Raw genomic sequence first — 14,338 nt, forward strand, 5'->3', positions numbered from 1 at the left:
CGTGGGATTCTAAAGGAAGTAGATGGCGATACCGCCGCAACCTCTGGCCGCGTGGCAAATCCATCTCAGAAAGCGGCATCAGGCGCCCGCATGTCAGGGCATGGGCCGGCGACCGCCGATCACCATCCTGACCCGCTCGGCCGCCATGCCGGTCCGCACCACGCGCGCCTCGGACGCCTCGCCCGGCTGGTACAGGCGATAGAACTCCAGCACCGTGGCGACATACTGCTGCGTCTCGGGATATGGCGGGATCTGGTTGTTGTAGCGTTGCACGGCGCCCTCACCGGCGTTGTAAGCGGCCAGCACCAGCTCCAGGTTGTTCGGGAACAGCTCCATCAGCCAGCGCAGGTACCGCACACCGGTGGTGATGTTCAGACGTGGATCGGCCAGTTTCTGCTCCACGGTCCCGCGCTTGTCTGCGGCGATGCCGAAGCGCGCGCCCGTGTCCGGAATCACCTGCATCAGCCCGATCGCGCCCTTCGGCGACACCGCCGTCGGATTGAAGCCGCTCTCCACGGCCATCACGGCCTTGACCAGTGCTGGGTCCACGTTCTGCGCCGCAGCCGCCTTCTGGATGATCGGATCGACCATCGCCAGGTTCGGATGGTTGAGCACGTAGCGGTACAGCTTCTCGCGTTCGGGGTCCAGCTTGCCGCCGGGCAGGCCACCCCGGGGCAGATTGCGCATGTTGCTCGAATCGAAGCTGCCGCCATCCTTCATGAACAGCTTGTAGCGCGCATCGAGCTTCGCATCGGCAAAGTGCGCCACGCCATCGGCGTCGATAAAGCCCCAGAGCTCCGCATGGGCAGGCGCGGCAAGGCAGAGCGACGCCAGCGCGGCAAGCATTCCTGCCACCCGCGCTGCCACCCGCGCCACCATTCGCCCAGATCGGCGGAATCGATCGAATCGTCCGATGTTGTTGCTGCCCTGCCTCATTGCGCATCGCCGTCAGATGTCGGCCTCCACTTCGTTGCCCTTCTCTTCCAGCCAGCTGCGTCGTTGCGAGGCCTCGCCCTTGCCCATCAGCATGTTCATCATCGTGACGGTCTGCGGCATGTCGAACTCACCCAGCGACACCGGCAGCAGCCGGCGCGTATCGGGATTCATCGTCGTCTCCCAGAGCTGCCCGGCGCTCATCTCGCCAAGGCCCTTGAAGCGCGAAATCTGCCACGCGCCTTCCTTGACGCCATCCTTGAGCAACTTGTCCTGGATGGCTTCAAGCTCGCCTTCGTCCAGCGCATAGAGCTTCTGCGCCGGCTTCTTGCCACGCGCCGGCGCATCCACGCGGAACAGTGGCGGGCGTGCCACGCAGACGTTGCCGTTGGCCATCAGTTTCGGGAAGTGGCGGAAGAACAGCGTCAGCAGCAGCACCTGGATGTGCGCCCCGTCGACGTCCGCATCGGACAGGATGCAGATCTTGCCGTACCGCAGGTTCGACAGGTCGGGCTCGTCGTCCGGGCCATGCGGGTCGACGCCGATCGCCACCGCGATGTCATGCACTTCGTTGTTGGCGAACAGGCGGTCGCGCTCGGTCTCCCAGGTATTGAGCACCTTGCCGCGCAGCGGCAGGATGGCCTGGAATTCCTTGTCGCGGCCCATTTTGGCCGAACCGCCGGCGGAGTCGCCCTCCACCAGGAAGATCTCGTTGCGCTCGACATCGGTCGATTCGCAATCGGTCAGCTTGCCGGGCAGCACAGCCACGCCGGAGCCCTTCTTTTTCTCGACCTTCTGCGCGGCACGCGTGCGGGCCTGAGCCTGGCGAATCACCAGTTCCGCCAGCTTCTTGCCGAAATCGACATGATGGTTGAGCCAGAGTTCGAGCGCCGGGCGGCTGAACGTGGAAACCAGACGCACGGCATCACGGCTGTTCAGGCGTTCCTTGATCTGGCCCTGGAACTGCGGATCGAGCACCTTGGCCGACAGCACAAACGATGCGCGCGCGAACACGTCTTCGCTCATCAGCTTCACGCCCTTTGGCTGCAGCGAGTGCATCTCGATAAAGCTCTTCACCGCCAGGAACAGGCCTTCGCGCAGGCCGGATTCGTGCGTGCCGCCGGCTGGCGTGGGAATCAGGTTGACGTAGGATTCGCGCACCGGCGCGCCTTCCTCGGTCCACGCCACCACCCACGACGCGCCTTCGCCTTCGGCAAAGCCTTCCTCGCCGGCGTTCTTGTCCGGGTCGGCAAAGTGCTCGCCCTCGAACATCGGGATCACGAGTTCGGCGCCGCTGCCCTGGGCCAGGGCCTCGACCAGATAGCCCTTCAGACCCTGCTCGTACTGCCACACCGTCTGCTCGCCAGTCTTCTCGAGCACCAGCGTGACCTTCACGCCCGGCAGCAGCACGGCCTTGCTGCGCAGCAGGCGCTGCAGTTCGGCCATCGGGATTGCGGCCGAATCGAAATACTTCGCATCCGGCCACACCTGCACGCGCGTGCCGCTCTTCTTCTCGCCGCGCTCGATCTTGCGCGTCGCCAGCGGGCGGGTCACTTCGCCGCCATGCTCGAACGTCAGCGTGGACACCGCCCCGTCGCGCCAGACCGTGACGTCCAGGCGCGTGGCCAGCGCGTTGGTCACCGACACGCCCACGCCATGCAGGCCGCCCGAGAACGCGTAGGCGCCGCCCTTGCCCTTGTCGAACTTGCCGCCCGCGTGCAGGCGGGTGAAGACGATTTCCACGACCGGCACCTGCTCTTCCGGGTGGATGCCCACCGGGATGCCACGGCCATCGTCTTCCACGCTGATGCTGCCGTCACGATGCAGCGTGACCAGGATTTCGGTGCCGTAGCCGCCGAGCGCTTCGTCGGACGCGTTGTCGATCACCTCCTGCACGACATGCAGGGGGTTATCGGTACGGGTGTACATGCCGGGCCGTTGCTTGACCGGCTCCAGACCCTTCAGGACCCGGATGGAAGATTCGCTGTACTGACTGGTTTTGCTCGCCATGGAGTCGTTTTGCGGAAAGTGGGACGCCCGGCCGTCGGCGGCCGGAATGCGCAGCATTGTAATGGATGGGCGCGGCACGAATCCCGCGCCGGCAAGATTGAATGGCGCGGAGTAAACTCGCCGGACCGCGCATACGGCACCCCCGCAGTCGCTATAACAGCCGTCGACATAACAATAGAAACAATACCTACCGAGCCCGACATGACTGACCGCAAACTCTCCCTGACCACCGTCCTCGTGTGCGGTGGGCTGCTCGTGACGCTCTCGATGGGCATCCGGCATGGCTTTGGCCTGTTCAACCTGCCGATCACACAAACCCATGGCTGGAGCCGGGAGACCTTCGCCTTTGCCCTGGCGCTGCAGAACCTGATGTGGGGCGCCAGCCAGCCGATCACCGGTGCGCTGGCCGACAAGTTCGGCGCCCTGCGCATCATGATCATCGGCGTGGCGCTCTATGTGGCCGGGCTGATCGTCATGGGACTGGCCACCAGCGGCACCGCCTTTGCCACGGGCGCCGGGGTGCTGATCGGCATCGCGCAGTCCGGCACCACGTACAGCGTGGTCTATGGCGTGATCGGCCGCGTGGCCAGCGCGGAGAAGCGCGTCTGGGCCATGGGCATCGCAGCAGCGGCTGGGTCTTTCGGTCAGTTCCTGATGATTCCGGTGGAACAGACACTGATTTCCACCATGGGCTGGCAAAACGCGCTATTCATCCTGGCATTCCTCGCGTGCTTCATGCTGCCTCTGGCACTGACGCTGCGGGAACCGAAAATGGTCGCGACGACCACCGGCCATCACCAGACCATCGGCGAAGCGACGCGCGAGGCGTTCGGCAACCGCAATTTCCAGTTGCTGACGCTCGGCTACTTCGTCTGCGGCTTCCAGGTGGTGTTCATCGGCGTGCATCTGGCCCCTTACCTCAAGGACCGGGGCTTCACCGATCCCAAGGTCGCCACGGTGGCGCTGGCGCTGATCGGCCTGTTCAATGTGTTCGGCACCTATACGGCCGGGTCGATGGGCCAGCGGATGCCCAAGCGCTACCTGCTGTCGTTCATCTATATCGCGCGCTCGGTGGTGATCGCCGGCTACCTGCTGATGCCGCTGACGGCGGCCAGCACCTGGGTGTTCGCGGCGCTGATGGGCTTCTTGTGGCTGTCGACCGTACCGCTGACCAACGGGATCATCGCCCAGGTGTTTGGCGTGAAGTACCTGTCGATGCTGTCGGGTGTGGTGTTCTTCTCGCACCAGATCGGCAGCTTCCTGGGCGCATGGCTGGGTGGCTACCTGTTCGACAAGACCGGCAGTTACAGCACCGTATGGATGATCGCGATCGCGCTGGGCTTGATGGCCGCGGTAGTCAACCTGCCGATCCGCGAGCAGGCGCTGGTCCGTCCACAACCCGTGGGGGCCTGAGATGAGACTGGCCAAGGGCCTTGGATTCCTTGCCCTGGCGGCGCTGCTGACGCTGGGATTTCTGGCTTACCTGCGCCCAGCGTTCATGGTCGACCTGACCAATATGGTGCTGGCGTGGTGCGGATGAGTGGATTGACTACCGACCAGCCCCTCTCTCCCACGCCGTGGGAGAGAAGGTGAAAACCAAGGGCAACGCTCAAGCGCCCTCGCCCTTCGTCTTCTTCTCCAGCACTTCCCAGCGCTCGAGTGCTTCAAGCAGTTCCATCTCGATCTCGTCGTGACGCGTGGCCAGATCGGCCGCCCGCTTCGGATCGGTGGCGTACATCGAGCCGTCCTCGAGTTGCGCGCCGATGGTCTTCTGCTCGGTCTCCAGCGACTGGATACGTTCCGGCAGACTGTCGAGTTCGCGCTGCTCCTTGTACGACAGCTTGACCGTGCGATTCGCGCCCCGCGCCTCGCGCGCGGCCGACTTTGGCGCCTCCGTAGCCTGCTTGGATTCAGCGCGGGCAGCCTGCAACGCCTGCGCACGGGCCGACTGTTCCAGCCAGTCCGAGTAACCGCCTACCGATTCGCGCCACATGCCATCGCCTTCGGCAGCGATCGTGGAGGTCACCACGTTGTCCAGGAACGCACGATCGTGCGAAACCAGGAACACCGTGCCGCTGTAGTCCTGTAGGAGTTCTTCCAGCAGTTCGAGCGTGTCGATGTCCAGGTCGTTGGTCGGTTCGTCCAGCACCAGCACATTCGCGGGTCGCGCGAACAACCGCGCCAGCAGCAGCCGGTTGCGCTCGCCGCCCGACAGCGACTTGACCGGCGACCGCGCGCGTTCGGGCGCGAACAGGAAGTCGCCCAGGTAGCTCATCACGTGCTTGCGCTGGCCGTTGACCTCGACCCAGTCGCTACCCGGGCTGATGGTGTCCGCGAGCGACTTCTCCAGATCCAGCGAGGTACGCATCTGGTCGAAGTACGCCACCTGCAGATTGCTGCCATTGCGCACCGTGCCGCTGTCGGGCGGCAGTTCACCCAGAATCAGCCGCAGCAGCGTGGTCTTGCCGACGCCGTTTGGCCCGATCAGGCCGACCTTGTCGCCGCGCATGATCGTCGCGGTGAAGTCGCGCACGACTGCCTTGTCGCCATAAGCCTTCGACACGTTAGTCAACTCGGCCACGATCTTGCCCGAACGCTCGCCCTGCGAAACCTCGAGCTTGACGTTGCCCTGCACCTCGCGACGCGAGGCGCGCTCCGCCCGCATCGTCACCAGCCGCTGCACCCGCGCCACGCTGCGGGTACGGCGTGCTTCCACGCCCTTGCGGATCCACACTTCTTCCTGCGCCAGCAGCTTGTCGAACTTGGCTTGCTCCACGGCCTCGTTGGCCAGCAGTTCGGCCTTGCGCGTCTGGTAGGCGGCAAAGTTGCCCGGGAACGAAACCAGCCGGCCCCGATCGAGTTCGACGATGCGGGTTGCCACGCGATCCAGGAACGCGCGGTCGTGGGTGATCAGCAGCACGCTGCCGCGGAACCCGAGCAGCAGGTCTTCGAGCCAGCGGATGGCCTCCACGTCGAGGTGGTTGGTCGGCTCGTCGAGCAGCAGGATGTCCGGCTCGGCCACCAGACCCTGGGCCAGCGCCACGCGCTTCTGCAGACCGCCAGAAAGCGCGTCCACGCGCACATGCGGGTCGAGCGCGAGCTTTGCCAGCGTGGTTTCCACGCGGGTGCGCAACTGCCAGGCGTCGGCGGCATCAAGTTCGGCCTGCACGCGATGCAGTTCGGCCAGGGTGGCCTCGTCGTTGTGGGTTTCCAGCTTGGTGAGCGCAGCGTCATAGCGCAGCAGCAGATCGTGCGCTGCGCCCATGCCCTGGCTCACCGCATCGAATACGGTCAAGCCCGGCGCGAACTGCGGCTCTTGCGACACATAGGCGCACGTCACGCCGCTCTGGCGGGAGATCAGGCCATCGTCGGGCGCTGACATTCCGGCCACGATCCGCAGCAGGGACGACTTGCCCGTGCCGTTGCGGCCGATCAGGCCAACACGTTCGCCGGCTTCAAGGGAAAAATCGGTGTGGTCGAGCAACGCCACGTGGCCGAAAGCCAGCTGGGCATCGGTAATGGAGAACAGGGCCATGGTGGGTCCGACTGAGTAGGCCCAAGATTGTAGACGAGTCGCAGGCGTCGGCACCCATAAGGTGCCCCGAGAAAAGAAGTTCATTGCCGATCTGCATGACCGCCTGGAAACAAAAAGGGCCAACTGCCCACCGTCAACCGCTTTGATCCTGGCCGCCAACCATCGCTGATGACGGTCTACGTGCTCAAGAACGGCCTCAAGGCGCCGTGGGACTGGGACTGCCAGCACTCGGGCTCCGCCAGCGGCGCGCGGCGTCAACGTTCACAGAGCGCAAATTTGCGGGCCACGATGATGGCCTCGTAGCGACTTGTCACCTGCAGCTTGACGAAAATATTCTTGAGGTTCCACTTCACGGTCTGCACGCTGATATTGAGCGTCAGTGCGATCCGCTTGTTGGACATGGATTGCTCCAGCAGCGCAATGACTTCCAGCTCACGGCGCGTCAGCACCGGTACCGGCATATCGTCTTTCGGACCGCCCACTCCTTCGTCGTTCGACTCGATGGGGATCGGTGGCCAGGTCACTCCAGCGCTTTCGAGCACCGGACACTCACCCATGAGCCCCCTCACGTATTCCACAAGTGCGGCACCACCTCCCACGCCAGCGCGCAGCAGTATGCCGTGCAGCCCCTCCCCCTCCTCGATCAGCGTCCGGTGCAGGCCCAGCCGATAGCACGCTGCCAGCGCCGATTGCATGCAGGCGTGCGCCTCTGCCCTCCTGCCCAGCGCCTCCAGGGCCCGGGTCTGGAGGAAATCGCTCACGGCAAGCAGGCGGCCGTTGCTCATCGCACCGATGAAGGGACGGGCAGCGTCCAGCGCGATCAAGGCCTCCCGCGCGAGCCCCATGGCAAGCAGCAAGCGCGTGCGTGACATCGCTACGACGGCACCAACTTCGGCGAACTGCGGGTCGGTGTCCGCGTGGGTGCTGGCAATCTCGTCCAGCGCAGTCTGCATGGACCGCGCATGGCGCCAATCGCCGTAGCTCAACACAATGCGCTGCTGCTCCGCCAGCATGCATGCCACCCCTCGGTGCGCGCCAATGGCCCGGAAGTGCACTTCCGCCCTGGTGAAGTAGGCCAGCGCATCCTGCGGTGATTCGCGCAGGCTCATGATCCGCCCGAACACCTGCGCCGCACGCAGCCGCAGGTCGGCAGAGGCGGCTCGCAGGGCCGTCCGGCAGTGCAGCAAGGCCTCGCGGGCCTCATCGACGCGGTCGAGCTCGTACCAGGCCTGCGCCATCACGGCAGTACAGGTCACGGCGCAGAGCGAGCGGTCCCCGTGTATGGTCCGCGCGCGGCGCAGGACCATGGCGCCGATGCGCTCGGCCTCCAGGGCGTCCCCCTCGCGCATCGCCACGCCGGCGACGGTCGCCGCTGCGACCAGCGCAAGTTCACCGCGGCCCGTACGCGTGCTGCGCGCGGCCGGCGAGTGGTAAAGATCGCGCGCGCGCAAATGCTGACCCTGCACGGACAGCCAGCGCATACGCAGCGCGAGCTCAACGTCCTGCAAGGCGTCGGGCGTGGACCCCGGCTCATCGGTCTGTAGCACCTGGAGCGCCTGTAGCGCCGTCAGCGCCGTCAGCGCGGCGGCACCATCGTCGCGATGGGTGGCAATCAGCGCCCTGAGCAGCAGGACATGGCGGGCAGCGGCCGCATCGGTGCCAGTCGAGCCCGACTGTTCCACGCTTCGCAGCCACTGCTCGGCCAGGTCGTGCCGTCCCGACAACGCACAGGCCCATGTGCCCATGGACAGCAGCCGTGGGTGGCCGGCCAGCCGTTCGCAGCCGACGCTTTCCAGCCAGCGCGAAAAGACTCCGAGCTGTGCCAGGCTATGCGGCGGCGGCAAAGCACGGTCTACCAGCTGCGTCACCAGGCCGAGATCGTCACTCAGGACCGCGCTGCGCATGGCTTCGGCAAAACGTCCGCGCTGTATGAACCAGTGCGCCGCCCGGTAGTGAAGCGGCCTGGCATCGATGCCGACGCTCGCGCGCCGCTTGCCGAGATACGTGCGAAAGATGGGATGGAAGCGATACCACCGCTGGCCGTCGCGTCGCTCGACCGGCAACAGAAACATATGCTGCGAGAGAATTTCAGCCAGGTACCCCGCAGCATCCGCGCATCCGGTGACGCTGGCGGCCAGATCCGCGTGGAAGCAGCGCAGCACCGAAACCTGGAGAACGAAGTCAAGAAGTTCGGGCGACAACTCGTCAATCACCTCTTCCGACAGGTAGGCGTCGAGATTGTCACTGTCGCAAACACACTTACGCGCCGTCTTGCCATCCGGAAACTGGCTGCACATAGCCCGACTGGCCAGGCGCACACCGACCGGCCAACCGTCCGTGATGTCATGGATTTGCCATGCCGACTCGGGGCCGAGCCGGACATCCGGCCGAGCTTTCAGGAAGGCCTCCGTTTCATCCAGGTTGAACAGCAGTTCGGCACCATCAACGGCGACCACATCTTCCATGGCCAGCAAGCGCCCCAGCCGCAGGGCTGGCTTGGTGCGAGACGCAATCACAAGATGCAGGCCCGGGAGCATGGCATCGGCCATGGCCTGCACCAGTCCCACCGTCGCAGGATCGCCGACGTGATGGAAGTCGTCGATCATCAGGTACGATTCGCCAGGTGCTTGTGCCAGAGCATCAAGCAGGGCTGCCGCGAGATCGAATTCGTCAGAAGAATCTTCGGTAGTGACCATCTTCGCCGGCGCCACGGACACGCCGGCACGACCCAGCGCGCTTTCCAGGACCGCACAGAATTTCGGCAATGTCCCGTCGCCAGCGGCCAGCGTCACCCACAGCACGCGCGCGCCGGCCTGCTCCAGGTGGTGATGCCATTGCGCCATCAGGGTCGTCTTGCCGAAGCCCGCGCCAGCGGTCAGCAGAAAGAGTTTTCTGTCACCTGCCGCATGCAGCTTGCCAATCAGACGTTGGCGGATCGTCGTGCCGCTACCCAGACGTGGCGGCACGATCTTCGGCAAGATGCGCGAAGGCAGACTCATCGCTTCAGGACTCCTTGCGGTATCGGCACGGGCAGGTTGTCCCGGGGATGCAGGCGCCCCGGGACGCCAAAGCTGCTCCCCTGCGGCATTGCCGCCGCCGGGGAGCGCGGTTACTTCCAATGGCGCTTGCGCAGCTCGTTCTTGAGCACCTTGCCGACGCTCGACAACGGCAGCGCATCGACGAACTCGACGCTGCGTGGGATCTTGTAGCCGGCAATCCGCTCACGGCAATGGGACTGGATCGACTCGAGCGTAGCGCTCTCGCCCTGCCGGAGAACCACCACCGCATGCACGGACTCACCCCACTTCTCGTGGGGCACACCGATCACAGACGACTGCGCGACGGCCGGATGACTCGCCAGCGCCTTCTCCACCTCGGCGGAATAGACGTTCTCGCCACCGCTGATGATCATGTCCTTCAGGCGGTCGACCAGGAACAGGAAGCCGTCCTTGTCCATGTACCCACCGTCGCCGGTATGCATCCAGCCATTGCGGATCGCCTCCGCGGTAGCCTGCGGCTGGTTCCAGTAGCCGAGCATCACATTCGGGCCACGTACGATGATCTCGCCCACGGTACCGCGCGGGACCTCGTTGCCCCTGGAGTCGACCACCTTGACCTCAACGGTATGCGCCGGGCGGCCGACTGAATACATCTTGCCGCTCGCCTGCGCCGCCGCGTCGTGATACTCCGGGCCAAGCATTGTGGCCACCGGTGCCAGCTCGGTCATGCCATAGCCCTGCGAAAAGCGCACCGCTGGGAAGGTCTGCCTGGTGCGCTCCAGCAGCGCAGGGGTCATCGGCGAGGCGCCATAGCGCAGGCTGTTCAGCGACGACAGGTCCAGCTCGGCCGCGCGCCCCGGATGCCGGTCCATCCAGTCCAGCCCCATCTGGATCATGGTCGGCGCCAGCAGGACGGCCGTCACCCTGTCCTGCGCAATCCCCTCCATCATGCGGCCAGGATCGAAGGCGGATATCGCCACATGCGTGCCACCGACGAGGAACACAGCGTTGATCGACGCGAAGCATGCCAGGTGGAACATCGGCATCACATGCATCATCACGATGGATTCATCCACCGTGCCCGACATCGGCTGGTTGCATGCCGACGAGATCAGGTTCGCATGGCTGAGCATCACCCCCTTCGGGAAGCCGGTGGTGCCTCCGGTGTAGAAAATCCCCGCCAGGTCGTCGCCGTGACGGTAGGCGTCTTCCATCGGAGCGCTGTCCGCAATCAGGGTTTCATAGTTCAGCATGCCTGCCGGGGTCTCTCCGTCACCGGCATAGATGACGTGGCGCACGGTCGTGCACTCGGCCGCGACCTTCTGCGCAACCTCGGTGAACGGGTCGTCGACAATCAGCACCGCAGTGCCGGAGTCCTTGAACGAATACGCGATCTCTGCCGCACTCCAGCGGAAGTTGACAGGGTTGAGCACGGCGCCTGCCCACGGTACCGCCATGTAATACTCGATGTAGCGCGCCGAGTTAAGCGAGAACATTGCTACACGTTCGCCTTCGGCCACGCCCAGCTTGCGCAGCGCACCGGCCAGCCGCGCGACGCGATCCCCGATTTCGGCGTAGGTCAGCGCACGGCCGTTAAAACGTACTGCGACCTTGTCTGGTCGCTGCTGCATCGAGCGGTGCAGCGCCTGGGTCATATACATGTCGTTGTCTCTGCATTCGTTATCCGCACGTGCGGCAGCGAGCCTCTTGAAGGGCCGCTTTGGCAGCCAGGCGCGCCTTGCCCGCCACCGGCAGGCAAGGCTGTGGCCCCGATCCGATCAGAAGTTTGCGCCAGGGCCACCGCCACAGTACAGAACCTGGCCGGACAGGAAGTTCGACTCCGGCGTGCAAAGCAGATAGACAGCGCCAGCTGCCTCTTCGGCCCTGCCCGCGCGGCCGACCGGAATCATGCGGCTGGCGCCGTCGAGCATTGCCTGCTGCACGCCGACCTTGATCTCACGGCCTTCGATACTGACGCTCTTGCTCTGGTCCGCCGCCAGCGCCTGGGTGAGGCGCGTTTCGATCAGACCGAACGCCACGGCGTTGACGTTGACCTTCAGGCGGCCCCACTCCTTGGCCAGCGTCTTGGTCATGCCCAGGATGCCGGCCTTGGCGGCGGAGTAGTTCGACTGCCCGGCATTGCCACCGGCCGCACCCGAGGAAATGTTGACGACCTTGCGGAAGACTTCGCGGCCTTCGGCGGCTTCGGCCTTGGCCGCAGCGCTGATGACGGGCTGTGCGGCACGCAGGATGCGGAACGGTGCGGTCAAGTGGCAGTCGAGTATGGCGTACCACTGCTCGTCGGTCATCTTCTGGATCACGTTGTCCCAGGTGTAGCCGGCGTTGTTGACGATGATGTCGATGCCCTTGAAACTGTCGACCGTGGTCTTGATGAGGCGGTCGGCAAAATCAGGCGCGGTCACGCTGCCGACGCAGGCCACGGCTTCGCCGCCGTTTGCACGGATCAGCTCCACCACTTCTTGCGCCGGATCGGCGTCCAGGTCGTTCACGACCACACGGGCGCCTTCTGCCGCCAGTTTCATTGCGACTTCACGGCCGATGCCACGGCCCGAGCCGGTGACGATGGCGGACTTTCCTGCGAGCTTGCTCATTGCATGGTTCCTTTCGATGCTGGATGCGGGGGCCACGTCATGGCCCGTCCGCGAATGGATGGCAGTTCGGCCTGGTGACTCAGTGCAGCGCCACCACGGCTTCGCCAAGCAACTTCTCTTCGCCGTACTGGTTCGTGCACTTGAGCGCGACCTTGATACGTTTCTCGCCGCTTTCCTCGTACTTCTCGGTGACCACGCCCGTGCAGGTTGGCTGGTTGCCCAGATGGGTGATGCCGGTGAACCGGATCGACACATTGCGCACCTGCGACTGCGGCACCCAGCCGGTCAGCAGGCGGCCAAGGTACGCGGCCGACAGCATGCCGTGCGCGAACACATCCGGCATGCGCGCCTTGCGGGCAAAGTCGATGTCGATATGAATGGGATTGTGGTCGCCGGAGGCACCGGCGTAGAGCGCCAGCGTAGTGCGGTTGATCGCCGGCAATGCCAGCGCAGGCAGCTTGTCGCCAATCTTCACGTCATCGAAGCGGGTGGATTGCATGATTCTCTTCTCCTTGTCGATGGTCAGCCGCGACGTTCCACGAGCGTGCCGCGCATGTCGGCGACGTGCTCGCCGTTCTGGTTGGTGACGCGCGTCGTGGTGACAACGAAGTGCAGCGCTCCGCCCTTCTTGTCATAGACGTCGGTGAGGGTCGTCTCGAATTGCAGGACGTCGCCGGCATAGGCCATACGGTGGTAGTCGAATGCCTGCTCGGCGTGCAGGATGCGGCCCAGGTCCAGTTGCAGCACTTTCATGCGGTCGATGCCGGAAGCGGCCGCGACATCGCTGTTCAGGCACATGAAGAAGGTGGGCGGAACTGGCAGCGAACGATGGCCGGCGTCGCGCGCAGCGGATTCATCCACGTATTCCGGACTGGTCTCGCCGGTCGCCTTGGCGAAGAAGCGCAGGCGCCCTTTCTCCACGTCGATCGACCCCTTGCCGAGGTCCATCCCAATCATGCTCTTGTCAGCCATCTGATGTTCTCCTCTCGATAGTCATGGCCGGACGCGGGCCATACCCGCTCCCGCGCCGATCTGGCCTTATGCGCGGCCGTACAGCGTCACCACGCAGGCGCCGCCGAGGCCAAGGTTGTGCTGCAATGCAAGCTGCACGCGCTCCACCTGCGTCGCCTCCGCCGTGCCCCGGATCTGGCGGGTCAGTTCGTAGCACTGCGCCAGGCCGGTGGCGCCCAGCGGATGGCCCTTGCTCAGCAGACCGCCCGACGGGTTGATCACGACCTTTCCGCCGTAGGTGTTGTCGCCGTCTTGCACCATCTTCTCGGCCTCGCCGATCTTCGCGAAGCCCAGCGACTCGTAGGTCAGCAGTTCGTTCTGCGCGAAACAGTCGTGCAATTCGCAGACCTGGATATCCGATGGGCTTACTCCAGCCGCCTCGTACACGGCCTTCGCGCCGCGCTCGGCCATATGGAAGCCGACCAGGCCGATCATCGACGGTGGATCGAAGCTCTGCGCCACATCGGTGGTCAATGACTGGGCCAGGATGCGCACATCGGTGCGGAGGTTGTGCTTCTTCGCGAAAGCTTCCGTGCAGACGATCGCGGCCGCGGCGCCGCTGGTGGGTGGGCAGGCCATCGAGCGGGTCATGACGCCAGGCCACATAACCTTCTCGTTCATCACGTCTTCCTCCGTCACCACGGTGCGGAACACGGCCAGCGGGTTGTTGGCGGCATGGCGGCTCGCCTTGGCGCGGATCTTCGCGAAGGTCTCCAGCTTCGTGCCGTACCTTTGCATATGCTCGCGACCGGCGCCGCCGAACATCGTCAGTGCACTGGGCACACCGGCATCCAGCGCATCCTGCACCATCGGCGCCGAGATTTCCGTGAAGCGCGCCATTGCACGCTCACGGTCGGTCCAGACGCTCGTCAGTGCGCCCGGCTGCATGAACTCGAAGCCCAGCGCCAGCGCGCATTCCACCGCGCCGCTTTCCACCGCCTGGCGAGCCAGGAACAGAGCGCTGGAACCCGTGGAGCAGTTGTTATTGACGTTGACAATGGGAATGCCGGTCACCCCGACCTTGTACAGCGCGGTCTGGCCGCAGGTGGAGTCACCGTACACATAGCCGACATAGGCCTGCTGGATCCTGTCATATGGCAGGCCCGCATCCTCCAGCGCGAGCCTGGTCGCCGTGGCGCCCATGACGCTGTAGGAATCGCTCTGACCCGGTTTCTTGAACGGGATCATGCCGACCCCGGCTACCACCACATGCTTGGACATCGCTGTTGTCTCCTCGC

11 protein-coding genes are annotated in these 14,338 nt (G+C 64.8%); 2 read left to right on the plus strand and 9 right to left on the minus strand.

From position 1 onward, the window contains the following. Positions 1-93: 93 nt before the first annotated feature. Together RMET_RS12635 and RMET_RS12640 are read right to left on the minus strand one after the other, a co-directional pair. A complete protein-coding gene (locus RMET_RS12635; RefSeq protein ID WP_029307360.1) occupies positions 94-879 on the minus strand; it encodes a lytic transglycosylase domain-containing protein in 786 nt (261 codons plus the stop codon). A gap of 69 nt (positions 880-948) precedes the next feature. Further along, positions 949-2,943 carry a DNA topoisomerase IV subunit B gene (locus RMET_RS12640; RefSeq protein ID WP_008649957.1) on the minus strand — a complete coding sequence of 665 codons (1,995 nt, stop codon included), beginning with the start codon at positions 2,941-2,943 and terminating at the stop codon, positions 949-951. 201 nt (positions 2,944-3,144) lie between these two features. Between RMET_RS12640 and RMET_RS12645 the strand changes: the two genes are divergently transcribed. Beyond that, entirely contained in the window at positions 3,145-4,356 is a 1,212-nt protein-coding gene (locus RMET_RS12645) for an MFS transporter (protein ID WP_011517098.1), read from the plus strand. 1 nt (position 4,357) lies between these two features. Further along, on the plus strand, positions 4,358-4,483 hold the full coding sequence (locus tag RMET_RS34375; protein WP_008649954.1) for a hypothetical protein: 126 nt from the start codon (positions 4,358-4,360) through the stop codon (positions 4,481-4,483). A gap of 69 nt (positions 4,484-4,552) precedes the next feature. Here the strand turns inward: RMET_RS34375 and RMET_RS12650 are convergent, their stop codons facing one another. The 7 genes from RMET_RS12650 to RMET_RS12680 all read right to left on the minus strand — a co-directional run bounded on the left by RMET_RS12650 (position 4,553) and on the right by RMET_RS12680 (position 14,321). Continuing rightward, entirely contained in the window at positions 4,553-6,478 is a 1,926-nt protein-coding gene (locus RMET_RS12650; protein ID WP_011517099.1) for an ATP-binding cassette domain-containing protein, read from the minus strand. 254 nt (positions 6,479-6,732) lie between these two features. Then, positions 6,733-9,456: a LuxR C-terminal-related transcriptional regulator gene (locus RMET_RS12655; RefSeq protein WP_157139107.1), complete on the minus strand. Its 2,724-nt coding sequence runs from the start codon at positions 9,454-9,456 to the stop codon at positions 6,733-6,735. Between the two features lie 131 nt (positions 9,457-9,587). Continuing rightward, positions 9,588-11,138 (minus strand): long-chain-fatty-acid--CoA ligase, encoded by a 1,551-nt coding sequence (locus RMET_RS12660; RefSeq protein WP_011517101.1) that lies wholly within the window; start codon positions 11,136-11,138, stop codon positions 9,588-9,590. A 117-nt stretch (positions 11,139-11,255) separates the two neighbouring features. Beyond that, positions 11,256-12,089: an SDR family NAD(P)-dependent oxidoreductase gene (locus tag RMET_RS12665; protein WP_029307357.1), complete on the minus strand. Its 834-nt coding sequence runs from the start codon at positions 12,087-12,089 to the stop codon at positions 11,256-11,258. Between the two features lie 79 nt (positions 12,090-12,168). Beyond that, positions 12,169-12,588, minus strand: coding sequence for a MaoC family dehydratase (locus RMET_RS12670; protein ID WP_011517103.1), 420 nt, complete (start codon positions 12,586-12,588; stop codon positions 12,169-12,171). Between the two features lie 23 nt (positions 12,589-12,611). Beyond that, entirely contained in the window at positions 12,612-13,061 is a 450-nt protein-coding gene (locus tag RMET_RS12675; protein WP_011517104.1) for a MaoC family dehydratase N-terminal domain-containing protein, read from the minus strand. A gap of 66 nt (positions 13,062-13,127) precedes the next feature. Next, entirely contained in the window at positions 13,128-14,321 is a 1,194-nt protein-coding gene (locus tag RMET_RS12680) for a lipid-transfer protein (RefSeq protein WP_011517105.1), read from the minus strand. Positions 14,322-14,338 lie beyond the last annotated feature (17 nt).

The organism is Cupriavidus metallidurans CH34, assembly GCF_000196015.1.
In the GTDB taxonomy this organism is placed as follows: Bacteria; Pseudomonadota; Gammaproteobacteria; order Burkholderiales; family Burkholderiaceae; genus Cupriavidus; species Cupriavidus metallidurans.

Bases quoted from the DNA above. Each gene is read 5' to 3' on its own strand.
- RMET_RS12665 (WP_029307357.1), bottom strand. From the start codon at position 12,089: ATGAGCAAGCTCGCAGGAAAGTCCGCCATCGTCACCGGCTCGGGCCGT.
- RMET_RS12640 (WP_008649957.1), bottom strand. From the start codon at position 2,943: ATGGCGAGCAAAACCAGTCAGTACAGCGAATCTTCCATCCGGGTCCTG.
- RMET_RS12680 (WP_011517105.1), bottom strand. From the start codon at position 14,321: ATGTCCAAGCATGTGGTGGTAGCCGGGGTCGGCATGATCCCGTTCAAG.
- RMET_RS34375 (WP_008649954.1), top strand. From the start codon at position 4,358: ATGAGACTGGCCAAGGGCCTTGGATTCCTTGCCCTGGCGGCGCTGCTG.
- RMET_RS12635 (WP_029307360.1), bottom strand. From the start codon at position 879: ATGGTGGCGCGGGTGGCAGCGCGGGTGGCAGGAATGCTTGCCGCGCTG.
- RMET_RS12645 (WP_011517098.1), top strand. From the start codon at position 3,145: ATGACTGACCGCAAACTCTCCCTGACCACCGTCCTCGTGTGCGGTGGG.
- RMET_RS12670 (WP_011517103.1), bottom strand. From the start codon at position 12,588: ATGCAATCCACCCGCTTCGATGACGTGAAGATTGGCGACAAGCTGCCT.
- RMET_RS12675 (WP_011517104.1), bottom strand. From the start codon at position 13,061: ATGGCTGACAAGAGCATGATTGGGATGGACCTCGGCAAGGGGTCGATC.
- RMET_RS12660 (WP_011517101.1), bottom strand. From the start codon at position 11,138: ATGTATATGACCCAGGCGCTGCACCGCTCGATGCAGCAGCGACCAGAC.
- RMET_RS12650 (WP_011517099.1), bottom strand. From the start codon at position 6,478: ATGGCCCTGTTCTCCATTACCGATGCCCAGCTGGCTTTCGGCCACGTG.